Here is a 26,188-nt window from a genome sequence, read left to right as displayed (position 1 = left end):
CCAACCAACACGAAAGGCCCGTCTCCCGGCGGGCCTTTCGTGTTTTCACCCCTCTCCCCTCCTCAACTCCACCAGCGTCGCTCCCCAGCCACCGGCATCCCCGTCGGCCAGGCGAAACGACGCGACTCCCGGCAGACGGGCAAGGATGGCATGCACCGTCCGACGCAGGGTTCCCGTCCCCTTGCCATGGATGATCCGGACGGAGTAAATCCCCCTGCGCCGGCACTCCTCAAGATAATCGGGAACGAGCTCCCCCACCTCCCGCGGCCGGAACGTGTGGAGGTCCAGCACCCCGTCGATGGGGATATGAACCGGATCATCGTGCAACTCTCTTCCTCCCCTCTTTTTTCTATTTAAGGTTTTACTTAATTTTGTCAATGTTATAAACAGTATCCATCGTTATCACGTGAAAAGGAGGCTTCATGAAACGACTGCTGCTCGCCATCGCCCTCTCCATCGCCACCTTCACCGCCACCACCTCCCTGGTCCACGCCGACGAGGCCCCCCTCCCCAAACCGGACATCCTGAGCGAGGAGACCATCTTCACGCCGCAGCGGCTCGCGACCTACGACACCATCGTGATCCGCGATCTCAAGACCGACGGCGCCGAATACGCGAACCTCGACGACGAAGAAAAGGCAAAGCTCGAAGCCATGAAGCCGATGCTCGTTCGGACCGTTTCGGACAGCCTCGAAATGGAACTGAAGATGCGCAAGCTTTTCAAATCCATCACCAGGAATGAAGAGCCGAAGGGGAAAGCGCTCATTCTGGAAGGGGCGTTTACCGAGTTCAACGCGGGGAATCGGGCCGTCCGCTTCTGGGTCGGGTTCGGGGCAGGCAAGACCTACCTCAAGGTGAAGGGTCGCCTGATCGATGGGCAGACCGGCAAGGAGCTGGCCGTATTCGAGGACCGGGAAACCGGCTACCGGGGCTCCATGACGCTTGAGAACTTTGCCGACCTTTTCCCCCACCAGGCAAAGAGCCTCGGCGAAAATCTGGCAAACTTCATCCAGAAACTCTATTGATTTCCGCCACCCCTGTGGTAATTCAGAGTGGGAGCGTTCAACGCGCTCCCATTCTTTTTTTGCGAGGATACCGATGACCACCGACATTACCGCCATGCTCTGGGATACCACCCCCCTCTACCCCGCCGCCGACTCTCCGGAAATCGAGGCCGAACTGGCGAAGGGCGCCGACGAAACCCGGGAGTTCCGCGCCGCCTATCAGGGGCGGGTCGCCTCCCTCGACAGCGCCGCGCTCCGGGAGGCGCTCCTCCGGTATGAAGCGCTCAACGAGCTGCTGGTGAAGCCCCAGCTCTATGCCCACCTCCTCTTTGCCGCCGATTCGGAGAACGATGCCCACAAGCGGCTATCCCAGCGCACCGCCGAGTTCGGCAATCTCATGGGTCGGGAGCTCCTCTTCTTCGACCTGGAGATCATGGAGATCCCGGATGACCGCTTCGCGGCAATCGTCTCCGACGCACAGTTCGCCACCTACCGGCATTACCTGGAGAGTGTCCGGAGATTCAAACCCCACACCCTCAAGGAGCGGGAGGAACAGCTCCTGAAGATGAAGAGCCTCACCGGCGCCGATGCCTTTACCCGGCTCTTCGACGAACTCTCCGCCTCGCTCCGCTACCGGATGGAATTGGACGGCCAGGAGCAGGAGTTCACCGGCGAGGAGCTCTTGGGCCTTCTCCACCACCCCGACGCCGCCGTGCGCGAGCGGGCGTTCTCTACCTTCCTGAACCGCCACGAAGAGGAGGGGATCGTCCTCTCCACCGTCTTCAACACCATCGCCCTTGACCATGGCCAGGAACTGGAGCTCCGCAACTACCGTCACCCCATGGAGCCGACCCACCTGGGGAACGAACTTCCGGAGGAGGTGGTCAACCGCCTCATGGAGGTGTCGGAGGCCAACTACCCGCTGGCTCAGGACTATTTCCGGCTGAAGGCCCGGCTCCTGGGGCTCCCGAAGCTGAAGAATACGGACGTCTACGCGCCGGTGGGCGAGACCGACCGCCGGTACACCTACGAGGAGGCGAAAGGGCTCGTGCTCGACGCCTACGGCCGCTTCCTCCCCCGGTTCAGGGAAATGGCCGAGGCGTTCTTTGCCGAACGGCGGATCGACGTTCTGCCGCGGCCGGGGAAGAGCGGCGGGGCGTTCTGCATGGGGATGACCCCGCGGCTCGTCCCCTATCTTCTCCTCAACTTCACCGGCAACCTCCGCGACGTGGCGACCCTGGCCCACGAGATGGGGCACGGACTCCATTTCGCCCTGGCCCAGAAGCAGACCATGCTCAACTACCACGCCCCCCTGCCGCTGGCCGAGACGGCGTCGGTCTTCGGCGAGATGCTCCTCACCCGCCATCTCCTGGAGCGCGAGGACGATCCGAAGGTGAAGGTGGCGCTTCTCTGCGCCAAGATCGAGGACATCATCGCCACCACCTTCCGCCAGAACGTCCTCACCCGTTTCGAGGAGCGGATGCACCGGGAACGGCAGCAGGGACTCCTGACCTCTTCACAGCTTTGCAACCTCTGGTGGGAGGAAAACGACCGGCTCTACGGCGACTCGGTGGAGATGATCCCTCCCTACCGCTGGGGATGGAGCTATATCAGCCACTTCATCCACGCCCGCTTCTACTGCTACTCCTACACCTTTGCCGAGCTTCTCGTCCTCTCCCTCTACCGCAAGTACCTGGAGGAGGGGGAGCCGTTCATCCCCACCTACCTGGCGATCCTGGAGAGCGGCGGCTCACAGTCGCCGGCCGATACGGTCCGGCCGGCGGGAATCGATCTCGCCGATCCCCACTTCTGGCAAAAGGGGTACGACTTCCTGGCGGAGTTGATCGCCGAGCTGAAAGGGCTGATCGCCGAAGCATAGCGACACGCTCCGAATACCCAAAAAGAAAAGCCGCCCAGATCATCCCAGGGCGGCTTTTCTTTTTGATCAAGTTGAGAGAAGAGGTCAGAACTGGAAGCCGACCTCGCCGAAGGGGCCACCGAAGTTCACATCGGCCTTGACGTTGCTCTCGTCGATCTTGAGCTTTTCGTACCGGTACCCCGCCGCGGCGAAGACGTGATCGAAGAGGATCAGTTTTCCTCGGGCGACGAGATCGAAGTACTGGTCCTTGCCGTAGACCATGCCCCGCGCCTCTCCCTCACCCGCAAGCCACGAGAGGGGCTTGACCTGCACCCCGGCATAGAGCATCGGGACCGGAACGGTGAGCGTCTTGGCGTCGGAGACGCCCCCCTGGACCACCTCGGCCTTCAGGTCCACGAGGCGGGCGTTGATGCCGAAATCGACGTTCACGGTGTTGACGGTGGCGGTCTTCAGGAGCGGTATCCCCCAGTAGAGGCCAAGGTCGTAGTGGTCGAGCTTGAGCTTCGAGGTGAAGGGGACATTGGCCGTGAAGGTCTGGTTGCCGAAGGTGAAGGGAATCGACTTGCTCCCCTGCTCCTTGAACTCCATGGGAGTGGCCATCAGGTAGAGGTTGGGGAAGAAGAGCGGCGTCTCGATCTTCACCCGGCCGGTGAGGCGGGTCTCGTCGCCGTACTTCAGTTCGTTCTTCAGGTCAAGACTGGTCCCCTGGTAGGCGATGGAGCCCCGGGGAGACTGGTTCCAGACCCCCACCGCAGCCTCGATCCCCGTGGCACCCGCCGAGGCGGCAGTTCCCGCGAGCAGGAGCAGAACTCCCCCAACCATTTGTTTGAATCCCATCCGTATCCTCCCCGTTGTGTAATGGTGTCGCAATCCCTCTTCCTATCGACATTTCCGGGAGAAATCTTGAGGACTTTTTCTCCCGACACGCAAAGACCGCCGGGAAACGTTCCACGGCGGCCGTTGCAAGCGTCTTTCAAGAAGTCGTGTCAGTAGCGGTAGTGCACCGGCTTGTACGGCCCCGCCTTGGCGACGCCGATGTAGGAAGCCTGGGCATCGGTCAGCTCGGTAAGCATGACGCCGAGCTTGCTGAGCTGGAGCCGCGCCACCTTCTCGTCCAGTTCCTTGGGGAGGGTGTAGACCCCCACCGGGTATTTGCTCGGGTTGCAGAAGATCTCAATCTGCGCCAGGGTCTGGTTGGCGAAGGAGGAAGACATGACGTAGGAGGGGTGCCCCGTGGCGCAGCCGAGGTTCACGAGGCGCCCTTCGGCCAGGAGGATGATCCGCTTGCCGTCCGGGAAGATGACGTGATCGACCTGGGGTTTGATGTTCTCCCACTGGTACTGCCTGAGCTTGGCGACCTCGATCTCGTTGTCAAAGTGGCCGATGTTGCAGACGATGGCGTTGTTCTTCATCGCCTTCATGTGGTCATGGGTGATGACGTCGATATTGCCGGTGGTGGTGACGAAGATGTCGGCCTTGTCGGCGGCCCATTCCATGGTGACCACCTTGTACCCTTCCATGGCGGCCTGGAGGGCGCAGATCGGGTCGATCTCGGTGACCCAGACCTGGGCCTGGAGACCGCGCATGGCCTGGGCGCACCCCTTGCCCACGTCGCCGTAGCCGCAGATCACCGCAACCTTGCCGGCCACCATCACGTCGGTGGCACGCTTGATGCCGTCCAGCAGCGATTCGCGGCAGCCGTAGATGTTGTCGAACTTGGACTTGGTGACCGAGTCATTGACGTTGATGGCCGGGAACTTGAGCTTCCCTTTCTTGTGCATCTCATAGAGGCGGTGGACGCCGGTGGTGGTCTCTTCGGTCACCCCTTTGATGGCGGCGGCGGTGGCGGAGTACCACCCCGGCTTCTCGGCCAGCCGCTTCCTGATGGCGGCGAAGAGGAACTGCTCCTCCTCGCAGGTGGGGTTGGCGATGACCGACGGATCCTTCTCCGCGTCGCTCCCCAGGTGGAGGAGCAGCGTGGCGTCGCCGCCGTCGTCGAGGATCATGTTCGGGGTGCCGCCGTCGTGCCAGTCGAAGATCCGGTGGGTATATTCCCAGTATTCCGCCAGGGTTTCCCCCTTGTGGGCGAAGACCGGGATGCCGGCGGCGGCGATGGCCGCGGCGGCGTGGTCCTGGGTGGAGAAGATGTTGCACGATGCCCAGCGGACCTCGGCGCCAAGCGCCACCAGAGTTTCGATGAGAACGGCCGTCTGGATCGTCATGTGGAGCGAGCCGGCGATGCGGGCCCCCTTCAGGGGCCGGCTTGCGGCAAATTCCTCGCGGATTGCCATGAGACCGGGCATTTCGGTCTCGGCGATTGCAATCTCCTTGCGCCCCCAGGCGGCAAGGGAAAGGTCCTTTACGACGTAATCCGCGACCCCGCCTGCCGTCACGGTTTCTTTAGCTGCATCAAGTGACATCATTTCCTCCGTATGGTGGTAATTTTCGGTGCGAAAAGCACTTTTTTATACCATCTTTGCCAGAGCGGGTCAAAACGTTACTGTCATCAAAAAAGGAAAAGGCGGTCTGCACCGCCTCTTCCCGACCACTACTTTCGCCCCGCAACTCCTTTAAGCCGCCTCTTCCGCCGGTGCCAGTTCCTCGATGAACAGCTCGTCGAAGATCTCCTGGACGGTGGTGATACGGTCAGCCTTCCAGGCATTGGTGCCGCAGAAGATGAGGCCGGTTTCCACGTCCCCCCGCTGGGCCCGGTCGAGGGCGCTCACGATGCAGAACCGCTCGCCGGTCTCCTTGTAGGAACACTTCTTGAGACAGCCGTTGCCGCATGCCGTGCCGTTGATCTCGTCGTAAAGGGGAATCTTCTCCTGATTGCGCAGGATCGCCCGCCCCGGCAGCCCCGCAGGGCTCATTATGAGTCCGATATCCTCCCGACGGCACTGGAGGTAGGCCTCCTTGTAGGCATCGTCGGCATCGCATTCAACCGTCGGGACGAAGCGGCTCGCCATCTGCACGCCGTCCGCCCCCTCCGCCAGCGCGTGGAGGAGATCGCCGCGGTCCCAGATGCCGCCCGCCGCGATGACCGGGACGCTCGTCCCGTACTCGGCCTGGAAGAATTCCTTGACGCCGCGAATGGTGCCGTAATGGTCATAGGTACCGGTGCCGATGTTCTCCATCTTTTCACCCAGGTGCCCGCCGGCGGTATCCGGGTCCTCGACCACCACCGCATCGGGCAGGCGGCCGTACCCCTTCTCCCACTTCTTGGCGATGAGCTGCGCAGCGCGAACCGACGAAACGATCGGCACCAGCGCCACGTCGGGAGCGTGGGCCGTCAGTTCCGGGAGTGACAGGGGGAGACCGGCACCACAGACGATCACCTTGGCCCCCCCTTCCACGGCGGCCTTCACCAGGACCTCGTAATCGGAAAGCGCCACCATGATATTGACGCCGATGACCCCGTCGGGCGCCACTTCGTAGGCCTTGCGCAGTTCCTGCTTCAGCGCCTCGGGATTGACCTGCAGAAAGTTATGTCCCGTAAAGAGTCCGCTGTTCAGCGATATGCCGGCGGCAGCCACCAGGCCGACCCCGCCGCTCTTCGCCACGTGCCCCGCAAGACGCCATCCTGATATTCTGACCCCCATCCCTCCCTGGATGAGCGGATACTTCACTTCGTGCTTTCCGATTCTGAGCGGTCCGGCCATGCCCCTACCCCCTGCCGATCGATGGATTCGTGACTGTAAACATAGCAGAGCCGGTATCAATCACGGTGTAATACTTTTGTAAAACGAATTCTCCCTTGCAAACTCTCCACCCTGATGCTACACAGATGACCATGAAATGGTTGAAAAAACTCGCAAATCCCCTCATGGCCCTGATCGGCATCCAGCTCGTCTGGGGGCTGGTGGTCTTTTTCTGGATCTACTGGTTCATGGGAAGGCACCGGGAGTTCCGCGAACTGGAGATGCGCTACCGGCCGGAACTCCTGAGCCGCGGTTTCGACTGGCTCGTCCTGGTGGAGGGGCTGCTCCTTCTCGTCATCATCATGGTCGGCGTGTACGTCATGTTTCTCTACTGGCGCCGCCAATCCAACCTGTACCGGGAGCAGAAGGACTTCATCTCCCAGGCGACCCACGAACTGAAATCGCCCCTGGCATCCATCAAGCTCCACCTGGAGACCATCCGGCTCCGGAAACTATCCCCCGAAAAGCTGGAGCGGTTCCTCGACACCATGCTCGAAGATGTCGAGCGACTCGATGACCTCACCAGCAACTTCCTCATGGCAGCCAAGCTGGAGCAGCGGCGCCGCGCCTCCCAGTACCCGGTCGTCGACCTTTCAGAACTCCTTGGCAGCTACATGGAGCGAAAGCGCGACAAGCTTCCGGAGGGGGGGAGCATTGCCCTCGACATTGAAGGGGGAGTCAAGGTCGCCATCGATGCCGAGGGGTTCAAGACCGTCCTGCGCAATCTCTCGGAGAATGCCATCCTCTACAGCCCGGCCACACCGGAGATACGCGTGGCGCTGCGCCGCGAGGGAACCCGCTGCGTCATGACCTTTCAGGACAGCGGCATGGGGGTCGCGGCGGAGGACCTCAAGAAGATTTTCCGGAAATTCTACCGGGTCCGCCGGCCGGGGGAAACCATCCGGGGAACCGGCCTGGGCCTCTGGATCGTCCGGGAGGTAATCAGGGAGCACGGGGGAACGATCACCGTTGCAAGCCCGGGAATCGGAATGGGAACGGCATTCACCATCACCCTGCCGTTGGCCCGATAGGAGGAACGGACGTGAACGACGAAAAGCCGCATATCCTCCTTGTGGAAGATGAGATGCACCTTGCCCGCGGAATCTGCTTCAACCTGGAGCAGGACGGGTATCGCGTAAGTCATGTGGAAAGCGGAGAGGAGGCCCTCCAGCGTCTTACCTACGACCGCTTTGCCCTGATCATTCTCGACGTGATGCTCCCCGGCATGAACGGTTTCACGGTCTGCGAGAAGATCCGCGCCACCGATCCGCGGGTGCCGATTCTCATCCTCACTGCCCGCACCGACGAAGGAGACCGGGTCACCGGCCTCAAGAGCGGTGCCGACGATTACCTGACCAAGCCATTCAGTCTGAACGAATTTCTGCTGCGCGTGGGAGGGATGCTCCGGCGATCGGCCTGGTACCGCCCCGAGCCGGTGGAGGAAGGATACCGCTTCGGCGACAACGAGGTATTTCTCCTCTCCTATCACGCCCGGACCGCCCAGGGAGAGATTGACCTGACCGAACTGGAGGTGAAGATGCTATCTCTCTTCTTCCACCGGGAAGGGGAAGCAATTCCCCGTGGCGAGATCCTCGAAAACGTCTGGGGGTATTCATCCGATACGGAAACGCGGACGCTCGACAACTTCGTCGTGCGCCTGCGCAAGTACTTCGAACCCAACCCCGCACGCCCCCTCTTCTTCCAAACGGTGCGGGGGGTCGGGTACCGTTTCAGCAGGAAAGGCGGAGAGCTGGGACCGTGAACCTGGAGTCGGCATTTCCTTGAACACAAAAAAGGCCGGAAGGAGATCCCTTCCGGCCTTTTGCTTTGATTTTTGCCAGTCCCGCGTTACGAGACCCGGCCTTACAGCCCCGCCTTCTGGCGGATGATATCGACCTTGTCGGTCCGCTCCCAGGTAAACTCGGGAAGCTCGCGGCCAAAATGGCCATAGGCAGCGGTCTTCTTGTAGATGGGGCGCAGAAGGTCGAGCTGCTCGATGATGGCACGGGGGCGCAGGTCGAAGACTTCGCGAACGATCTCGGCGATGCGCTGCGAAGGAATCTTGCCCGTTCCCGAGGTGTCGACCATGACCGACACCGGCTCGGCCACGCCGATGGCGTACGCCACCTGAACTTCGCACTTCTCGCAGAGGCCGGCGGCCACGAGGTTCTTGGCAACGTAGCGCCCCATGTAGGCGGCGGAACGGTCGACCTTGGAGGGATCCTTGCCGGAAAACGCACCGCCACCGTGGGCACCGTGCCCACCGTAGCTGTCGACGATGATCTTGCGCCCGGTGAGTCCGCAGTCTCCCATGGGGCCGCCGACGACGAACCGTCCGGTGGGGTTGATGAGGAAGCGGGTCTTCTCGTCCAGGAGCTCGGCAGGAATGATCTTCTTGATTACTTCCTCGACGATCCCTTCCCTGATCGCCTCATGGGAGGCTTCCGGCGAATGCTGCGAGGAGATGACCACCGTATCGACCCGGACCGGTTTGTCGTTCACATACTGGATGGATACCTGGGACTTGGAGTCGGGACGGAGGAAGGGGAGCACCCCGTTTTTCCTGACTTCGGCCAGCTTCTGGGTCAGCTTGTGCGCATAGATGATGGACATCGGCATCAGTTCCGGGGTCTCGGTGCAGGCATAGCCGAACATGAGCCCCTGGTCGCCCGCCCCCTGCTCCTTGTAAAGCCCTTCTCCCTCGGTGACCCCTTGGGAGATGTCGGGGGACTGCTTGTCAATGGATGTCAGGACGGCACAGGTCTCCCAATCGAAACCCATGGCGGAATCGTTGTAGCCGATCTCCTTGATGGTTTCCCGCGCGATCTTCGGATAGTCGACCACGGCAGTCGTGGTGATCTCGCCGGCGATTACCGCCATTCCGGTGGTCACGAGCGTTTCGCAGGCAACGCGGGCCCGCGGGTCCTGGGCGAGAATCGCATCGAGAATCGCATCGGAGATCTGGTCGGCAACTTTGTCAGGGTGCCCCTCCGACACCGATTCGGAAGTAAAAATGTAATCTTTCATCTCCATCGTCTTCTGTTCCTCCTCATGCGGATGGTGAATGCTTCGTAAAAATTTGAATTGTAAGGTCCGGACAAAGGGTTTGTCAAGGAAAAGGGGAGCGTAAACTCAGTCGAAACTCTCCGAAAAGCGGGCCGAAATTTCGCCTTTGAGAAAGTTCTCCACCTCGGCCGCGGTGGAATAAGAGAGGGCGCGGGCAACCAGGCGTCCGGCGTCTGCCCGGGACGCGCGCCGGAGGATCTTCTTCACCCGCGGGATGGAGACCGAAGTCATGGAAAGCTCATCGAAACCGAGGCCAAGAAGCACCGGAAGATAGGCCGCCTCGCCCGCCATCTCGCCGCACATGCAGACCCTGATGCCGGCTGCGTGGGCAGCATCGACCACCATCTTGAGGGAACGGAGGATGGCGGGATGGAGAGGCTGGTAGAGATGGGCCAGGTGTTCGTTGGTCCGGTCGATGGCGAGGGAGTACTGAATCAGGTCGTTGGTGCCGATACTGAAAAAGTCCACCTCACGGGCCAGCAGATCCGCAATGACGACCGCCGAGGGGATCTCGATCATGATCCCGACCTCGATCCCGTCATCGAAGGGAAGCCCGGCCTGCCGGAGCTCCTCCTTCGCCTCGTCGAGGAGCCGCCGGGCGCTCCGCACCTCCTCAATGCCAGAAATCATCGGGAAGAATAGCCTCACCCTGCCCCGGACGCTCGCCCGCAGAATTGCCCGGAGCTGCGTCTTGAACACTTCAGGCTTGCGGAGCGAGAGGCGAATGGCGCGCAGCCCCAAGGCGGGGTTCATCTCGTCTTCGAGATGAAGGTCGGCGGCAAACTTATCTCCCCCCACGTCCAGGGTCCGGATGGTGACCGGCAATGGCGCCATCTTCTCGACGATGGCGGAATAAACGAGATACTGCTCTTCCTCATCGGGAAGTCCCTGCCGGTTCATGTACAGCATCTCGGTCCGGTAGAGGCCGACCCCCTCCCCTCCGTGCCCTTTCAGCGAAGGGATCTCCTCGATAAACTCCACGTTCCCCATCAGGGCGATGCGGTGACCGTCCGGGGTCTCAGCAGGCATGTCGCGGAGCTTCAGGAACTCCCGCTCAAGATATTCATAATGTTGCTTGCGTCTGAGATAGTCGCGGAAGGTCTCCTGGTCGGGATTGACGACCACGGTTCCGGCGGTGCCGTCGACGATGACCGGGAGACCGTCGATCTCTTCGGCGGTGACCGTTTCCAGACCGACGACGGCCGGGATCTCCAGCGCCCGCGCCAGGATGGAGGTGTGGGAGGTTTTTCCCCCGAGGTCGGTGACAAAGCCAACAACCTTACTCTTGTCGATCTGGAGGACATCGGTCGGGGAGAGGTCATGGGCGATGACGACCATCTTCCCCCCCTCGATGCTTGCGATCGGTTCATGGCGGGTGCCGATCATATTCCGGAGCAGGCGCTCGGCGACGGTTTCGATATCACCACACCGCTCCCGGAGATACTCGTCCTCGATCCCTGAAAAAAACTCTTTGAATTTTAGGATGTTGCGCTTGAGTGCAGCCTCGGCATTGATTCGCTCCCGTTCGATCAGCTCGACGGTCCCCTGGATGAGCATGCCGTCTTCCAGGATGAGGAGGTGGGTGTCGATTACGTAGAGATGCTCAGGCCCATGGGTGGAGGCGAACTGCTGCTTGAGGGACGAAAGATCGGCGCGGGCCTTCGAGAGGGCTGCGGTAAAGCGCTCGACCTCATGGGGGACCTCTTCGGGGGCAATGGCCGTCTCAGCCACCACCACCCTCCCCCGGTCGGTCATCCGCACCGTTCCAATGGCAATGCCGGGAGAAGCCCCTATGCCGCGGAATATTCTGCTGTCACTCCTCACCGAATCCATTGGTTATGATGTCCGATAGGGCCGCCATGGCCTCCGCTTCGTCGCCGCCGTCAACAGTGACGGTGATGGTGGTCCCCTTGGCGGCAGCAAGCATCATGATCCCCATGATGCTCTTGCCGTTGACCTCGATCCCTTCGCGGCCAATCTTGATTTCGGCGCTGAAGCGGCTGGCGGTCTTGACAAGAAGGGCCGATGCGCGGGCGTGAAGCCCCAGTTTGTTGACGATGGTGAATTCCTGTACGAGCATTACGGTCAAGTCCTTGAGGTTATTTCAGATAATCACCGGCAACGGTGATGCCGTCCCGCCCGCAATCCCTGATGGATCCGGCAAGGTCGGAGACGGAGGCGTTGGCACGTTCCGTGGCGAACTTGATGATCATCGGCAGATTGACGCCGGTCAGCACCTCGATCCTGCCGCTTTCGAGGTAGGAGAGGCTCATGTTTGAGGGGGTCCCGCCAAACATGTCGGTCATGATGACCGCTCCCCCCTCTGAGATCCGCTTGACCGCCCCCGCAATATCGGCCATTACCTTTTCGGCCGGGTCACCCGGCTGGATTCCAACGGCCTCCGCACGGTCGATGGGACCGACGATCATTTCTGCGGCACGGAGAAGCTCGGCGGCAAGGCCGGCATGGGTCACGAGAACCAGTCCGATCATTTCTATCCCTTCTCTATATCCCGATGGGTTGTTTTGACTGCGAACCCCTTGTCGGCAAAGAAGCGGCCGAGTTCCTCCACAAGTGCGACCGACCGGTGCCTCCCCCCCGTGCAACCGATGGAGACGGTGAGGTACGACTTCCCTTCCCGTCGGTAGGACGGAACGAGAAAGCCGAGCAGGTCCGTGAAGCTCTTCAGGAACTCCGCGGTTTCAGGCTTTTCCAGAACGTAGGCGCGAACGGAGGCGTCAAGTCCGGTGAACGGCTTGAGTTCGGGTACGAAGTGTGGATTGGGAAGAAACCGGACATCCATCACCAGGTCGGACTCGAGGGGAATTCCGTAGCGGTAGCCGAACGACTGGAGCTGGATCGTCATCCGCCGGGGGCCCGATTCCCCTTTCACCTTGGCGGTGAAAAGCTCCTTCAGCTGATGCACGTTAAGCTCCGAGGTATCGATCACCAGCGTGGCCTGGCGGCGCAACCCGGCCAACTGGTCGCGCTCGTACCGTATCCCTTCGGGCACCGACCCACTCTCAAGGGCGGGATGGCGCCGGCGCGTCTCGGAAAAGCGCCGGATCAGGACCTCGTCGGTGGCGTCGAAGAAGACAATCTCGATGGTGTTGCCGGCCTCGCGGATTTCCTGGAAGACCCGCTCGTACCCTTTCAGGAAATCGCGGCCCCGGATATCCATGACCAGCGCGACCCCCGGCACCTTCTCCTCGGCCTTTCGGACCAGATCGATGATGGTGGGAAACAACTGGACCGGCAAATTGTCGATGCAGAAAAAACCCTCATCCTCGAGAACGCGCACTGCCGTCGACTTGCCGGAGCCTGAAAGTCCGCTGATGACGAGTATCCGCATCCGTTACTCCACTTCGTCCCCGAGGGGGCGAACCTCCATCCGCGCCATGAGCTTTTCCTGCAGTTCACGGGCCGAATGGTATCCCATCCCCTTGAGGAGATGATTTCGTGCCGCCACCTCGATGATGGAGGTGAGGTTGCGCCCCGGGCGCACCGGAATCCTGATATAGGGGAGCTCGATATCGAGGATGCGGTAGAACTCGTCGTCGATCCCGAGACGGTCGTACTCGTGGTCCGGGTCCCACTCCACCAGCTCGATCACCATGTCGATGATCTTCTTCTCTCGGATGGAGGAAACGCCGAAGAGGTTCTTGATATTGATGATGCCAAGGCCGCGAATTTCGACGTGGTACTGGATCGCTTCGGCCGCCTGGCCGACCAGTGCCGCCGGCATCTTTTTCTTGACGTAGACCACATCATCCGCCACGAGCCGGTGACCGCGGATGACGAGGTCGAGGGCGCACTCGCTCTTTCCGATGCCGCTCTTGCCCAGGAGCAGCACCCCGACACCGAGCACATCCACGAGCACCCCGTGGATATGGGTGGTGGGGAGCAGCCGCTCTTCCAGAAACTTGGTGATCAGGGAAATGAACGTCGACGATTGGTGGGGCGACACAAGGAGCGGAATCCCCGCCTTTTCCGTCTCGTCACGAAGGATGTCGGGAGGCTCCAATCCCTTGGTGATGATGAAGCACGAGATGGGATACTGGCAGAGCTTGGCGATATTGATCGCCGCCTGGGCCCCGGGAATCTGCCGCAGGTAGGAAATTTCGGTATTGCCCAGAACCTGCACGCGGTCGGGATGGAGATGCTCCGTATACCCCGTCAGCGCCAGTCCCGGCTTTTGAATGCGGGAGCTGTGCACCCGGTGGTCCACACCCCGCTCCCCCGCATGCAGGACAAGGTCCAGCCCGTACTCCGTATCGTTGAGGAGGTCAGCGATTGAAAGACTGATGCTGTTCAAAGGTGGATATCCTCGATGTGGGTGGAGGGGGGCAGCGGCTTCCGTCGGGTAAGGAGCCGCGCCGCACGAGGCGGCGCGGCTTAATGCCTTACTTGGGAGTGGGCTCGATCAGGCCGTAGTTGCCATCCTTGCGCCGGTAGACGACGTTGATCGCTTCGGTGGACGAATCGGTGAAGACGAGAAAATCCTTATGCAGAAGATCCATCTGCATAACGGCCTCATCAACCGACATCGGCTTGATGGAAATGGTCTTGCTCGGAATGATGACCGGCTGTTTCTGCTGCTCAATGCTCTCTGCGGTCACGATGCTCTTCTGGACTTCGATAGCACGGGTATCGGCAGCGGGTTTGTGCTCCTTGAGGCGCTCTTTGTAACGCCGCAGCTGCCGCTCGATCTTGTCCACCACCGCATCGAGGGCGGCATACATATCGTTGGTTTCTTCAGCGGCCTTGATGATGACCCCTTTGGCGGTCAGGGTGACCTCGGCCGCATGCCGGATCTTCTCGACCGTAAAGAAGACTTGGGCGGTGACGGGTTCGTCGATATATTTCTTCACCCTCTCCAGTTTTTCGGCGGCATAGCTCTTGAGGGCCTCGCTCTGCTCCATGTGCCTGAACGTTGTTGTAATTTGCATAACTTCCTCCTTGCGGTGAATGCGTTCCGGACCGTGCCTCCTGATTCAAGGTAAACACGAATTTACGATCCTTCAAGCCGGAACATCGAAGATTGATAAAATAAGCTACATAGAGATCAGAAGTGACGTTTGCGCTCGGATGACGAGCCGATCCGCAGCATCTCCCGATATTTGGTAACGGTCCGCCGGGCAATGTTGATACTGTGGGCCGACAGGAGTTCGGCAATGCGTTGGTCGCTGTAGGGTTTGCGGGGATCCTCGGCGTCGACGATCTCCTTGATCTTGTTCTTGACGCTCTCGGAGGCGATGAAATCGCCCTCGGTGGTGGAGATGCCGCTATTGAAGAAGTACTTCATCTCGAAGAGCCCCTGCGGGGTCTGCATGTACTTGTTGGTGGTCACGCGGCTGATGGTCGACTCGTGCATGCCGATGTCCTCGGCAACGTCGCGAAGGACCAGCGGCCGCAGGTGCTCGATCCCCCGATCGAGGAAGTCGCGCTGAAACCGGGCGATGCTCTTCGCCACCTTGTAGATGGTACGCTGCCGCTGGTGAATGCTCTTGATGAGCCATGTCGCCGAGCGCACCTTGTCATTGATGTACTCTTCAGCCTTGGCGTCAACCTGGGGATTTGCCTTCACGTCGCCTGCGTAGAACGGATTTACCCGCAGATTGGGAAGTCCTTCGTCATTGAGAACAACGACATAATCGTCAGCGATCTTGTACACAAAGACATCGGCGGAAATGTAGTGGACATCCTCGGAACCGTAGATGCGGCCGGGCTTGGGATCAAGACTTGCGATAATCCGGGCGGCGGTCAGAATATCGTTCACGTCGACCCCGAGGGCCTTGGCGATTTGCTTGTATTTTCTGGTTTCGAGATCGTGGAGGTGGTTGAGGAGAATCCCTTCCACCACACTGCCGTTCATTCCGAGCTGATCCACCTGTATCAGGAGGCACTCGCGCAGATCCCGGGCGCCAACTCCCATCGGGTCGAACTCCTGGATCTTTTTCAGCGTGGAGTCAACGAGCTCGATGTCAGTCTGGCACGCAGCCGCAATCTCGTCAACGGTGGCCCGGAGATACCCCTCTTCGTCGATGTTACCAATGATCTCGGCCCCCACCCGGCTTTCGAAATCGGTGAGGTTGGTAAGATTCAGCTGCCACATGAGATGATCGACGAGGGTCCCTTTCCGGGTAAGAATATTCTCGTACGAAGGGCGATCCTCGTCGTCATAGTACTGCTGTTCGCCCGAGCTGTAGTTGTACCCTTCGAGGTAACTGTCCCAATCGGTATCGGTCAGGGTTTCCGTCCCGGCCTGAACCTCGTGGAACTCCTTTTCTTCACCTGCCGGTTGCTCTTCTTTCTCGGCGAGTTCCAGCTGGTCCTGCTCCTTGACCTCCTCCGCCTCGAGCGTCTCCTCCAGGACCGGATTCTCCTCCATCTCCTGGCGCACCAAATCCTGAAGCTCGAGCCGCGACAATTGCAGGAGCTTGATCGCCTGCTGCAACTGGGGCGTCATCACCAGCTGCTGGGTCAGCTTCATTTGTTGGCGCATCTCAATGGCCATAGAGAGGGTACCCTTACGTTGTTTCTTTTCTAAACCGTAGTGCGGAGGGCGGCGCTGTCCGTCACGCCCGGGACATGCCTCACAGTCTGAACTTCTCTCCCAGGTAAATTTCCCGGGCCTTCTTGCTTTCGGCAATCCTCACCGGGTCGCCGTACTCTATCACCTCGCCGGAACTCATGATATAGGCACTATCGCACACCCCGAGGGTCTCCCGAACATTGTGGTCAGATATCAGGATGCCGATGCCGCGCCGTTTCAGATCCGTGATGATTCCCTGGATATCGATGACCGCGATCGGATCGATGCCGGCAAAAGGCTCATCAAGAAGGATGTACGACGGATTGGTGGCCAAGGCCCGGGCGATCTCGACTCGTCGCCGCTCTCCGCCGGAAAGGGCGAATCCCTTGCTTCGGGCGATATGGCCGATCTTGAACTCCGCCAGTAGTTCCTCGACCCGCTCCCGCCGCTCAGACGCCGAGAGGTCCATAGTCTCCAGCACCGCCAGGATATTCTCCTCGACGGTCAGCTTGCGAAAAACCGACGGTTCCTGGGGAAGATAACTGATCCCCCGCTGCGCCCGCTGGTACATCGGGAGGGGGGTAATCTCCTCATCCCCCAGAAAGACCTCTCCCCCGTCGGGTCGGGCAAGGCCGACAACCATGTAGAAGGTGGTCGTCTTTCCGGCACCGTTGGGACCGAGGAGCCCCACCACTTCCCCCGGGGAGACCTGCAGATCGACGCCGTTTACCACGACACGACGGCCGAACCCCTTGCGGAGGCCCCGGGCTGAAAGTACCGTATCAGCGCTTTGAGCCGCCATCACCAGCCTTGTTCTTCGGGTGAATGACCGCCTCGACGCGTCCATCCGGACCGCCGGTCACGACACTTTTCTCTTCGTTCACGAAATAGGTGATCACCTTGCCCGAAACCGTATTTTCTCCCTGGAAGACCTTGGGATCACCGGAAAGGACTATCTTCTGTTCGGCACTGAGATAGACCCCCTCGCGGGCAGTGGCAAGGCGATCTCCCTGAACAATCCGCACATTGCCGATGGCGTCCACACGGTCCACATCGCCGCCTTCCTGCTTATAATGGACGACGAGCCGGTCAGCATAGATCGTCAGGTCGCCCTGGCGGGCCGTGACTTTTCCGGTAAAAGTGGCTGTCCGGCTCTTGCTGTCAGTCGAAAGCTCGTTCGACTTGATGGTGATCGGCTCTTTCCCCCGCTCGCCGGCCGGAGGCGCGGCAAGCGCCGACCCGCCCAGGACGAACAGCAGAGAGAAGGCACAAAGAAAACGCTTCATCTTATCCTTTTTTCACAGGCCGAACAACGGCCCGAACATCTTTCAATATCCGCAGATCCCGCGACTTGACCGAAAACTCCATACCGACACCGTCGACATCGAACTGCCCATCGGCGTAATGAACCCGATCATCGGTGGTAACCAGCGAACGGGCCGACTGATACGAGACATGCCCCGTCCTGAACTGCATGCCGGAAACGCTCGTGGCGACCACATTGCCGCTCAGGGTCACATCCTTTGAGGCATTGAGGTAGTCAGCCTGATCGGCACGCAAGGTTATGTCACCGGTACGCGCATCGCCAGGGAGGACAAACCGCACCTCCCTCAGACGGGTTACCTCGCGCTCCTTGTCATACTCCCCCTGCCTGGCGTAAAGGTCCCATTTCTTAACGCCATCCTTCGTTTCGGTGTAGTGAATATTCTTGAGGGAAAGTTCTACATTTCGGGGCAGAGCGGGCAACACCTTCTCTGCCTTGCGCCCCGTCCCCACATTGAGGGCAAGGGAAATCACCAGATACAGCGTGACCAAAACGATGGCGGCAGCCAGTACGTGCCTGATTTTACTTATCTTTATCATCACTGCCGGCGCAGTATACCATCTCACCCAAACACTGTAAAGGGGATTGTCGGAACAAACTGGCAATTTGGCACAAAGATTGTAGTACCACCCCTCCTGACCCGACCAGCGGGATGGATGCCTGGCGCGCAACGCGTGAATATCGTCCCACGCGCCAACTCCCGCATATGCCAACGGGGCGCCAATCGGGATCAGAAACAGAGTCTCCGCTTGGCATAAGGAGATGATGTTTTCGGAGTGAAACGCGAGGGAGCCGGAACGGCAGAAGGAATGGAGCGAGACTAGCGGAAGTAGCGGGCCGTGACTTCGTCCCACTTCCCCTGCCCGCGGAGAAGCAGATCGCAGACCTCGCGAACGGCCCCCCAACCGCCACGGTTTCTGGTGGTGAAATGGACATAGGGAAATACGTCGGAGACGGCATCGGCAGGGGCAGCGGCGAATCCGACCCGGCGCAAGACGGGAATATCGATGACATCATCCCCGACAAAGCCGATCTGTGAATCATCGAAACCGGTCTTGTCAAGAATGTCGAGATAGGGAGAGAGTTTGTCGAGAGCCTTCTGGTAGACGATGGAAATGCCGAGTTCGGCTGCCCGGTTCGTAACCACCATCGATTCCCGGCCGGAGATGATGCCGACCTGGATGCCTGCCCGCTGGATCATCTTTATTCCGTGGCCATCCTTCACATTGAAGAACTTGCTTTCGACGCCATTGGAATCGAATATGATGCGGCCGTCGGTCATCACGCCGTCAACGTCGAGAAGCAGCAGCTTGATCTTTGCGAGGCGCTCTTCCATCACGCTATTCCCACTTTCAGGAGATCGTGCAGATGGACGACACCCACCGGTCGACCGTCATTCTCGTCATCGAACACAAAGAGCGAGGTTATGGCATGCTCCTCCATCCGCTGGAGCGCCTTGGCCGCCAGTTCGCGCCGACCGATCCGCTTCGGGTTGCGGGTCATGAGCTCACGGGCCGGCAGGTGCAGGATATCGAGCCCCCGTCCCAGCGCCCGCCGAAGATCGCCATCGGTGATTACTCCGAGGAGTGCGCCGGCAACGTCGATGACTCCCACCACCCCGAGCCCCTTTGACGTCATGACGAAGAGAGCGTCCTGCATTGCCGTATCTTCTGCCACTACCGGAACGGCGCCACCGCCGTGCATGACATCCTCCACCATCAGGAGGAGTTTCTTGCCCAACGCGCCGCCGGGGTGGAACAGTGCGAAATCTTCAGGGCTGAATCCCCGCTCAACAAGAAGCGCCACGGCCAGTGCATCACCCATGGCGAGGGTGGCGGTCGTGGACGCGGTGGGAGCGAGCCCCAGGGGGCAGGCCTCCTCCTTGACCGAGATATCGAGGAATATATCCCCCGCCTTGGCAAGGGTGGAGTTCGGATTTCCCGACATGGCCACGAGGGAGGCTCCAAGCCGCTTTATCACCGGAAGGATCCGGCAGACCTCCTCGGTCTCGCCACTATTGGAGATGGCAATGACCACGTCGCCCTTCATGATCATTCCGAGATCGCCGTGGATTCCCTCGGCCGGATGGAGGAAAAAAGCCGGCGTTCCAGTGGATGCCATGGTGGAGGCTATTTTCTGGCCGATGAGCCCCGATTTCCCCATGCCGGTCACCACCACCCGCCCCTTGGTGGCAAGGATAAGGCGAACGGCACGTTCAAACTCGCCGTTGATGGTTTCGGCGAGGGCCAGCAGTGCCTCGGCCTCGATACGGATAACGTTGCGCGCTTCTTCGAGAATCAATGGGAACTCCGCAAGAAACAAGGGATAAGGAGCGACGATGCGCCCCGCTCCTCACTCCCTCTCTTTCATTTTACGATGGCGTCGATTGCCTTCAGCTTCTTGAGCAGCGCCGGCAGGTCGTCGAGCTTGACCGAGTTAGGGCCGTCACAGAGGGCCTTGTCCGGCTCCTCGTGAACCTCCATGAAGATGCCGTCGATGCCAGTGGCTACGGCGGCACGGGAGAGATATTCGACAAATTGCCGCTGCCCCCCCGAGGAGCCCCCCTGTCCGCCGGGGAGCTGAACGCTGTGGGTGGCGTCGAACACCACGGGGAAGCCGAATCCACGCATGATCGGCAGACTTCGCATATCGGAGACGAGATTGTTGTAACCGAACGATGCCCCGCGCTCCGTGAGGACGACCTTCTCGTTGCCGCTGGCGACCAGCTTCCCCACCACGTTCTCCATGTCCCACGGGGCCAGGAACTGCCCTTTTTTGACGTTCACCACGCACCCGCTGCGGGCAGCTTCCACCAGCAGGTCGGTCTGGCGGCAGAGAAAGGCAGGAATCTGCATGACGTCGAGGACCTCGGCCGCCGGCTGCACCTGCTCGATGGAGTGGATATCCGACAGCACCGGAATCCCCAGCGACTCCTTCACTTTTTTCAGGATCCGCAACCCTTCCTTGATGCCGGGGCCGCGAAAGGAGGTGACGGAAGTCCGGTTCGCCTTGTCGTAGGACGCCTTGAAGATGAGCGGTATGGCAACGCCATTCACAAGGGTCATGAGACGCTCGGCGCAGCGCAGCGTCGCCGCCTCGTTCTCAATGACGCAAGGCCCGGCGATCAGCACCAGCGGCCGATTGCCGCCAATCTTGACATTTCCGATTGCAATCTCTCTTACCACGATGGCTCCCAATGTGAGGGGCAGACTATCCCCTCACCTTCCTGTGCTCGAGGGCGGCAGCGACGAACGCCCGGAAGAGCGGGTGCGGATTGAGCGGTTTCGACTTGAACTCGGGGTGGAACTGGCAGCCAAGGAACCAGGGATGGTCGGCGACCTCGATGATCTCCACCAGATCGCCCTCCTTGTAAACGCCCGAGATCACCAGCCCATTGGAAGAGAGGTTCTCCCGGAAGGCATTATTGAACTCGTAACGATGGCGGTGGCGCTCTGATATCTCCAGGGAACCGTATGCCTTCTGGGCAAACGAGCCCTTCGCAAGCGTACAGGGGTATGCGCCAAGTCTCATAGTCCCCCCTTTGCGCTCGACTCCTTTCTGCTCCTCCATCAGGTTGATGATGGGATTGGCGCAGTCGGGACGGAATTCGCTGGAAAAGGCGTCATCGAGACCGCAGACATTGCGGGCGTATTCCACGGCAGCCATCTGCATCCCGAGGCAGATTCCGAAGAAGGGGATCTTCCGCGTCCTGACGTACTCGATCGACTTGATCTTCCCCTCGGTTCCCCGCTCTCCGAATCCTCCGGGAACGAGCACCGCATCGACGTCGTCCAGAAGGGTGCCGAGCCCCTCGTTCTCGATCTTCTCCGAATCAAGATACTTGAGGAAAACCCGGCAGTCATTGGCGATCCCGCCGTGGGTCAGAGCCTCGGCCAGCGACTTGTAGGACTCGGTGAGGTTGACGTACTTGCCGACGATGGCGATGTGGACCTCTCCCTTGAGGGGGTTGCGAAGCTTTTCCACAACGCTCTCCCACGGGGCGAGATCGGGGGCCTTGGTCCAGATGTTGAGTTTCTCCACCACCTGCTCGTCGAGCCCCTGCCGGTGGAGAGCCAACGGCACCGCATAGATGTGCTCGGCATCGGCCGAGGTAATGACCGCTTTCTCCTCCACGTTGCAGAACAGGGCGATCTTCGCCTTCATGTCGTGAGGAAGATCCTTTTCGCAGCGGCAGAGGAGGATATCGGGCTGGATGCCGATCTCCCTCAGTTCCTTGACCGAATGCTGCGTCGGTTTGGTCTTCAGCTCACCGGCCGTCTTGATGTACGGAACGAGGGTCACGTGAAGATAGAGGACGTTCGACGCCCCACGGTCGGCCTTGAACTGACGGATCGCCTCCAGGAACGGCAGGGACTCGATGTCTCCGACGGTGCCGCCCACCTCGACGATGGCGACGTCCGCCCCTTTGGCGTTTTCGATGATCTTGTGCTTGATCTCGTCGGTGATGTGGGGAATGACCTGAACGGTACCGCCGAGATAGTCGCCGCGGCGCTCCTTCTCGATGACCGAGAAATAGACCTGGCCGGTGGTGAAGTTGCTCCGCTTCGAGAGCCGGGCCGACGTGTACCGCTCGTAGTGGCCCAGGTCCAGATCGGTTTCAGCGCCATCGTCAGTGACGAAGACTTCACCATGCTGGAACGGAGACATGGTCCCCGGGTCGACGTTGATGTACGGGTCAAGCTTCTGCATGGTGACCCGCAGTCCCCGGGCCTCGAGAAGCGCCCCGAGCGATGCCGAGGCGAGCCCTTTGCCGATGGACGAAACAACGCCGCCGGTCACAAAGATGAATTTGGTTTTCATGTCATTACACCTTTTTCAGTTTTTCGATTACTTTTTCCAGATCGGCCGGCGTGTCAACGCCGATCGACTCATACTCGGTCTCCACCACCCGGATCCGGCAGCCGTTCTCCAGGGCGCGAAGCTGCTCGAGCTTCTCGGACTGCTCCAGCGGCGTGGGCGCCATTCGCGCGAATTCCAGAAGAAAATCGCGGCGATAGACGTAGAGCCCCACATGCTTGTGGCAGAGGAGTCGCCCCGTAACGAACGCCTCATCTTTCAGGTCATTCCATTTGTCGCGAAAATTGGGGAGGGGCGACCGTGAAAAATAGAGCGCAAATCCTTGGGTGTCGGTAACCACTTTGACAACATTGGGGCTGAGAAAATCGTGCAGCGTCCTGATCCGGCTCTTCAGAGTCCCCATCCGGATGGCGCCGTCCGTCGCAAGAGGAGCGATCGCCTCGTCGATCATTGCCGGCTCGATGAGCGGTTCATCCCCCTGAACATTGACAACGAGATCGGCATCGATACGGGTTGCTACCTCCGCCAACCGATCGGTCCCGGTCTCATGCTCCTTTGCAGTCATCTCGACCCGTCCGCCGAAGGCGCGAACGGCATCGGCAACCCGTTCGTCGTCGGTGGCGACAATGACCTCGGACACGAGTCCGGCACGGGATGTCCGTTCATACACGTGCTGCACCATCGGCTTCCCCATGATCTCGGCAAGGGCTTTGCCGGGAAAACGGGTCGACGCGAAACGGGCGGGGATGATGGCTGTTATCTTCATAGACGGTCCCGAAGCCTGCACACAACAAAACGACAGCACACGGAAGCGCCGCGCATTTCTTAATGCGGTTACCGTGATTATAACCAGTTACAGATACCGACGTTGATTGTCCGAATGAAGGCAAGAGATTTGGTGCTGGATGCGTGTCCCGTTGGCAGGTGGGACGTTCTACGCTACCGCAAAGGTCGTGGCCTGTCAAGGAGTGAAATGCGTTGCCCCGCGGCACCCCGCTCTGATAGAGTTCCGGAAATGCATTCGCGAAGGAGAGGAATCATGCCGGCAAAAACCATCGGTCTCATAGCGGCGATGCCCGACGAAGTGCGCCCCTTGCTGCGGCGGGTCGGACCGGTCGAAAAACACCGGGAAGGCCATTTCACCCGGTACCGTTTCGTCCTCCATGATGTCGGCGTCACCCTCATCGAATCGGGGATGGGCCCCCTCCGCGCCGCCCAGGCCGCCGAGGCACTCGCCGAGACATCGCCCGCGGCCATCGTTTCGTTCGGGTTCGGCGGTGCGGTCCTTCCCGGGCTTGAAGCAGGCGACCTTGTGGTCGGCACGGGATGCTGGCGTGCCGTCGACGGCGGACTTCGCCCCCAGGGGGGCGTTGACCGGAGCTTGGCGGCAGAAGTCCTGGACGGTATCGGCGCATCCCTCAACCGGGTGACGCCGGGCGAAATCATCACCTCGGAAAAGATCCTGACAAAACGGAGCTTCGCGCCGCTGCTCCCCCCGGACCTGCATGCGCCGGTCCTCGACATGGAAACGGCGGCCGTGGCCGAGACAACGGCCCGCTACGGCATTCCACTCGTGGCACTTCGTGCCGTAAGCGACGGCGCCCGGGAGGAGCTCTCCTTCACCCTCGACGAATTCACCGACCACGACATGAACATCCGCCTGACGAAGGTTCTCGCCACCATCCTCCGGAAACCCCGGATCGTCCCGCAGCTCATCCGTCTCGCCCGCAATACCCGCTTGGCCGGTGCCGCCCTTGCCACGGCCGTCCTGGCAACGACAAACATTCTCGTCACCCGCCCCGAGTAGCTCCCTCCTATCCCTTTCTGGCTGCCGCGGCCGACCACGGGAAATCCTTCAGATGGTCGGAAAGCTCTTCCTTACGATACCGGTTGGTTCTCCGGATGATGGTAACCGCGGCAATGGCCAGCGGAAGCACGAAAATGAGGAACCCCGTCAAGGCCATGAGGCGTTCGCCGATCCAGAGGGTCACCCCCAGGTTGAACGCGATCACCGAGAGATACAGCACCGGCCCATAAAGCGAACGGAATGGGAGGTTGGCCACGCCGGCCGGTCTCTTCCCCGGCCGCTCCCACCCGCGGTCGATCATCTGCATGATGAAGATCATGAGAGCGCTCACGAGCCACCAGCCTCCGTAATTCGAGAGCGGAACGCCATAATGGATCCCTGTTTCGCGATAACCGTAGATCTGCCCCAAAAACCAGCGTCGTCCCTGGAGTGCCACCGGATCGGTGATGATATCGAGAAAGACTTGAAAAAGTGATCCGAGGAAGAGCACCGACAGGGAACGTCTGATGGCGTGGGTCTCCAAGGTCACCAGTTCCCACCGCCACGCCTTTACCGGCGAGACCACGAAAAGAGCCGTGGCATAGCTGCAGTAGGCAAGGAACACGTAGGAGAGCGAATCGAAGAACGGCACCCCCGCTATCCACAGTTCGCGGGCGCTGGTGGCGTCGATGTAGTAATACCAGCCGTAGGGGATGCCGGTATTGATGGAGCTGACCTCCGAGATGAACGAGGTCAGATACCCTGCGACCGTGAACAGAGCGATCTTTCGCCACCCAAGATGCGGCACCGCCGCCACCAGGTAGGCGGCGAAAAAGGCAAAGACGTAGGGCCGCATCGTGACGGTCCCCACCGCGATTCCAAGCATATCCCCCATGGTTCCTCCTGACGCGCAAAAGCGCGGAGACCATCCGGCGGCCTCCGCGCCCTTCACATCGAGTCGTTGTTGTCCGCTGCCTTCTACCGCTAGAACAGAGTGCCGATCACACTCCCGAGGACCGAAATCGGCCCGCTGTCGCCGAGCCCCTCAGCCGCCTTCTCCACCTTCTTCATGGCAGCTGTGGTGTCGCGGTAGAGGGTATCCTCGTTCACGAGCTTGCCGAGCGTCCCCTGGCCATCGTTGATCTTCTTGGCAACGGCGCCGATGTTCTTCGACGCGTCCCGCAGCTCATTGTACAGCGTCTCGTCGTTCACCAGCTTGCCGACACTTCCTTCGCCGCGGTTGATCTTCGCCGCGATCTCCTTGATATCCTTGGAACCGTCGTTCAGGTTCGCCAGGGCCCCTTTCGCATCGCGGTACAGTGCGTCGTCGTTCACGAGCTTGCCGAGGGTCCCTTCGCCCCGCTCGATCTTGGTGCTGACGGTCCGCAGGCTCGCCGCCAGATCGGTCGTGTTGCGGTAGAGGGCCTTGTCGTTCAAGAGCATGGCCAGTGACCCCTCGCCCCGGTCCATCTTGGTGGTGATGCTGTTCAGATTCGTGACCGCTCCGCGCAGGTTTCCCCGGTTCTCATCCAGCATGGCGGAGATCTTCGTGAGCACCTCCCGCTGGTTGGTATTCAGATCATTAATGAAACTCTTGGCGTCCTTGGTCAAGTCGCTCACGTTGTCCACGATCACGTCGATATTGGCGATATCGCGGCTCTTCACCTCGCTCCCCGGCGGCAGGACCGTAGCAGCCGGCGAACCGAACGAGATCCCGAGGAACTGGCCACCCAGCAGGTTCGTGAGTCGAATGGTGGCGACCGAATCGGTTTTGATGGTGGTCCCCGGCTTCACCTCGAAATCGACCCGGACACGGCTGTCGCTGATGCCGATTTTCGTGATCTTGCCGACCTCAACCCCGGCCAGTCGCACCGGATCCCCGAGTTTGAGGCCGGTCGTGCTCGCAAGATAGGTCAAATAGTGGAGATTCTTCTCAAAGGGATTCCACCGTTCGCCAAACTCCAGCATTACCGCCAGGAGCGTCAGTCCCGCCATGAAGAATATTCCGACCTTTTTTTCCGTTGTAAGCGCCATGGCTCACTGCCTCCCGTCATTACTGCACGCGGCCCGGAACAAAC

27 protein-coding genes are annotated in these 26,188 nt (G+C 60.3%); 5 read left to right on the top strand and 22 right to left on the bottom strand.

The window, feature by feature from the left end; all coding sequences use genetic code 11:
- Positions 1–45: 45 nt before the first annotated feature.
- Complete coding sequence (locus GPICK_RS06245) at positions 46–327, bottom strand: Smr/MutS family protein (RefSeq protein WP_039741399.1); 282 nt, start codon at positions 325–327, stop codon at positions 46–48.
- A gap of 95 nt (positions 328–422) precedes the next feature.
- Here GPICK_RS06245 and GPICK_RS06240 point away from each other — a divergent pair, with 95 nt between their 5' ends.
- Both GPICK_RS06240 and GPICK_RS06235 read left to right on the top strand, forming a co-directional pair.
- A complete protein-coding gene (locus GPICK_RS06240) occupies positions 423–1,025 on the top strand; it encodes a DUF4410 domain-containing protein (RefSeq protein WP_039741397.1) in 603 nt (200 codons plus the stop codon).
- 73 nt (positions 1,026–1,098) lie between these two features.
- Positions 1,099–2,883, top strand: a complete 1,785-nt coding sequence (locus GPICK_RS06235; RefSeq protein ID WP_039741394.1) for a M3 family oligoendopeptidase — start codon at positions 1,099–1,101, stop codon at positions 2,881–2,883.
- Between the two features lie 84 nt (positions 2,884–2,967).
- Here the strand turns inward: GPICK_RS06235 and GPICK_RS06230 are convergent, their stop codons facing one another.
- From GPICK_RS06230 to GPICK_RS06220, 3 genes are all read right to left on the bottom strand, one after another.
- Positions 2,968–3,720, bottom strand: a complete 753-nt coding sequence (locus tag GPICK_RS06230) for a TIGR04219 family outer membrane beta-barrel protein (protein WP_236685664.1) — start codon at positions 3,718–3,720, stop codon at positions 2,968–2,970.
- Positions 3,721–3,869: 149 nt separating this feature from the next.
- Positions 3,870–5,303 carry an adenosylhomocysteinase gene (gene ahcY, locus GPICK_RS06225; RefSeq protein WP_039741393.1) on the bottom strand — a complete coding sequence of 478 codons (1,434 nt, stop codon included), beginning with the start codon at positions 5,301–5,303 and terminating at the stop codon, positions 3,870–3,872.
- A gap of 150 nt (positions 5,304–5,453) precedes the next feature.
- The gene (locus GPICK_RS06220; RefSeq protein ID WP_039741391.1) at positions 5,454–6,542 is read right to left on the bottom strand and encodes an NAD(P)H-dependent flavin oxidoreductase; all 1,089 of its coding nucleotides are present in this window, start codon (positions 6,540–6,542) and stop codon (positions 5,454–5,456) included.
- 131 nt (positions 6,543–6,673) lie between these two features.
- On the opposite strand from GPICK_RS06220, the gene GPICK_RS06215 reads away from it, so the two are divergent.
- Together GPICK_RS06215 and GPICK_RS06210 are read left to right on the top strand one after the other, a co-directional pair.
- Entirely contained in the window at positions 6,674–7,612 is a 939-nt protein-coding gene (locus GPICK_RS06215) for a sensor histidine kinase (RefSeq protein WP_144400130.1), read from the top strand.
- An 11-nt stretch (positions 7,613–7,623) separates the two neighbouring features.
- Positions 7,624–8,343, top strand: coding sequence for a response regulator transcription factor (locus tag GPICK_RS06210; protein ID WP_039741387.1), 720 nt, complete (start codon positions 7,624–7,626; stop codon positions 8,341–8,343).
- Between the two features lie 101 nt (positions 8,344–8,444).
- Here the strand turns inward: GPICK_RS06210 and metK are convergent, their stop codons facing one another.
- The 16 genes from metK to kdsB form a co-directional block, all read right to left on the bottom strand.
- Complete coding sequence (gene metK, locus GPICK_RS06205; protein ID WP_039741384.1) at positions 8,445–9,614, bottom strand: methionine adenosyltransferase; 1,170 nt, start codon at positions 9,612–9,614, stop codon at positions 8,445–8,447.
- Positions 9,615–9,713: 99 nt separating this feature from the next.
- Positions 9,714–11,480: a phosphoenolpyruvate--protein phosphotransferase gene (gene ptsP / locus GPICK_RS06200; RefSeq protein ID WP_039741383.1), complete on the bottom strand. Its 1,767-nt coding sequence runs from the start codon at positions 11,478–11,480 to the stop codon at positions 9,714–9,716.
- Positions 11,461–11,727 (bottom strand): HPr family phosphocarrier protein, encoded by a 267-nt coding sequence (locus GPICK_RS06195; RefSeq protein ID WP_039741381.1) that lies wholly within the window; start codon positions 11,725–11,727, stop codon positions 11,461–11,463. Before GPICK_RS06195 ends, ptsP begins: the two co-directional genes overlap by 20 nt.
- A 19-nt stretch (positions 11,728–11,746) precedes the next feature.
- Complete coding sequence (locus GPICK_RS06190; protein WP_039741379.1) at positions 11,747–12,139, bottom strand: PTS sugar transporter subunit IIA; 393 nt, start codon at positions 12,137–12,139, stop codon at positions 11,747–11,749.
- 2 nt (positions 12,140–12,141) lie between these two features.
- Entirely contained in the window at positions 12,142–12,999 is an 858-nt protein-coding gene (gene rapZ / locus GPICK_RS06185) for an RNase adapter RapZ (RefSeq protein ID WP_039741377.1), read from the bottom strand.
- Between the two features lie 3 nt (positions 13,000–13,002).
- Complete coding sequence (hprK, locus tag GPICK_RS06180) at positions 13,003–13,962, bottom strand: HPr(Ser) kinase/phosphatase (RefSeq protein ID WP_039741375.1); 960 nt, start codon at positions 13,960–13,962, stop codon at positions 13,003–13,005.
- Positions 13,963–14,050: 88 nt separating this feature from the next.
- Positions 14,051–14,596, bottom strand: a complete 546-nt coding sequence (gene hpf / locus GPICK_RS06175; protein ID WP_039741374.1) for a ribosome hibernation-promoting factor, HPF/YfiA family — start codon at positions 14,594–14,596, stop codon at positions 14,051–14,053.
- Between the two features lie 116 nt (positions 14,597–14,712).
- Entirely contained in the window at positions 14,713–16,164 is a 1,452-nt protein-coding gene (gene rpoN / locus GPICK_RS06170; protein ID WP_039741372.1) for an RNA polymerase factor sigma-54, read from the bottom strand.
- 79 nt (positions 16,165–16,243) lie between these two features.
- On the bottom strand, positions 16,244–16,984 hold the full coding sequence (gene lptB, locus GPICK_RS06165; RefSeq protein WP_039741370.1) for an LPS export ABC transporter ATP-binding protein: 741 nt from the start codon (positions 16,982–16,984) through the stop codon (positions 16,244–16,246).
- The gene (gene lptA / locus GPICK_RS06160; RefSeq protein WP_039741368.1) at positions 16,965–17,468 is read right to left on the bottom strand and encodes a lipopolysaccharide transport periplasmic protein LptA; all 504 of its coding nucleotides are present in this window, start codon (positions 17,466–17,468) and stop codon (positions 16,965–16,967) included. Before lptA ends, lptB begins: the two co-directional genes overlap by 20 nt.
- Before the next feature lies 1 nt (position 17,469).
- Positions 17,470–18,045, bottom strand: a complete 576-nt coding sequence (lptC, locus tag GPICK_RS06155; protein ID WP_039741366.1) for an LPS export ABC transporter periplasmic protein LptC — start codon at positions 18,043–18,045, stop codon at positions 17,470–17,472.
- Positions 18,046–18,326: 281 nt separating this feature from the next.
- Entirely contained in the window at positions 18,327–18,842 is a 516-nt protein-coding gene (locus GPICK_RS06150; protein ID WP_039741364.1) for a KdsC family phosphatase, read from the bottom strand.
- Complete coding sequence (locus GPICK_RS06145) at positions 18,842–19,807, bottom strand: KpsF/GutQ family sugar-phosphate isomerase (RefSeq protein ID WP_039741363.1); 966 nt, start codon at positions 19,805–19,807, stop codon at positions 18,842–18,844. The genes GPICK_RS06150 and GPICK_RS06145 overlap by 1 nt, the downstream gene beginning before the upstream one ends.
- A 65-nt stretch (positions 19,808–19,872) precedes the next feature.
- Positions 19,873–20,691 carry a 3-deoxy-8-phosphooctulonate synthase gene (gene kdsA, locus GPICK_RS06140; RefSeq protein ID WP_039745404.1) on the bottom strand — a complete coding sequence of 273 codons (819 nt, stop codon included), beginning with the start codon at positions 20,689–20,691 and terminating at the stop codon, positions 19,873–19,875.
- 25 nt (positions 20,692–20,716) lie between these two features.
- Positions 20,717–22,327 (bottom strand): CTP synthase, encoded by a 1,611-nt coding sequence (locus GPICK_RS06135; RefSeq protein ID WP_039741361.1) that lies wholly within the window; start codon positions 22,325–22,327, stop codon positions 20,717–20,719.
- 4 nt (positions 22,328–22,331) lie between these two features.
- The gene (gene kdsB, locus GPICK_RS06130) at positions 22,332–23,090 is read right to left on the bottom strand and encodes a 3-deoxy-manno-octulosonate cytidylyltransferase (protein WP_039741360.1); all 759 of its coding nucleotides are present in this window, start codon (positions 23,088–23,090) and stop codon (positions 22,332–22,334) included.
- Between the two features lie 273 nt (positions 23,091–23,363).
- On the opposite strand from kdsB, the gene GPICK_RS06125 reads away from it, so the two are divergent.
- Positions 23,364–24,131 (top strand): phosphorylase family protein, encoded by a 768-nt coding sequence (locus tag GPICK_RS06125; RefSeq protein ID WP_039741358.1) that lies wholly within the window; start codon positions 23,364–23,366, stop codon positions 24,129–24,131.
- A 7-nt stretch (positions 24,132–24,138) separates the two neighbouring features.
- Here the strand turns inward: GPICK_RS06125 and GPICK_RS06120 are convergent, their stop codons facing one another.
- Together GPICK_RS06120 and GPICK_RS06115 are read right to left on the bottom strand one after the other, a co-directional pair.
- On the bottom strand, positions 24,139–25,005 hold the full coding sequence (locus tag GPICK_RS06120) for a carotenoid biosynthesis protein (protein ID WP_039741356.1): 867 nt from the start codon (positions 25,003–25,005) through the stop codon (positions 24,139–24,141).
- Between the two features lie 89 nt (positions 25,006–25,094).
- On the bottom strand, positions 25,095–26,144 hold the full coding sequence (locus GPICK_RS06115; RefSeq protein WP_039741354.1) for an MlaD family protein: 1,050 nt from the start codon (positions 26,142–26,144) through the stop codon (positions 25,095–25,097).
- Positions 26,145–26,188: the final 44 nt, after the last annotated feature.

The sequence above is a fragment of the Geobacter pickeringii genome, assembly GCF_000817955.1.
Taxonomy (GTDB): Bacteria; Desulfobacterota; Desulfuromonadia; order Geobacterales; family Geobacteraceae; genus Geobacter; species Geobacter pickeringii.
Note: the sequence above shows the minus strand (reverse complement) of the source record. Positions and strands in the feature narration are given on the sequence as shown.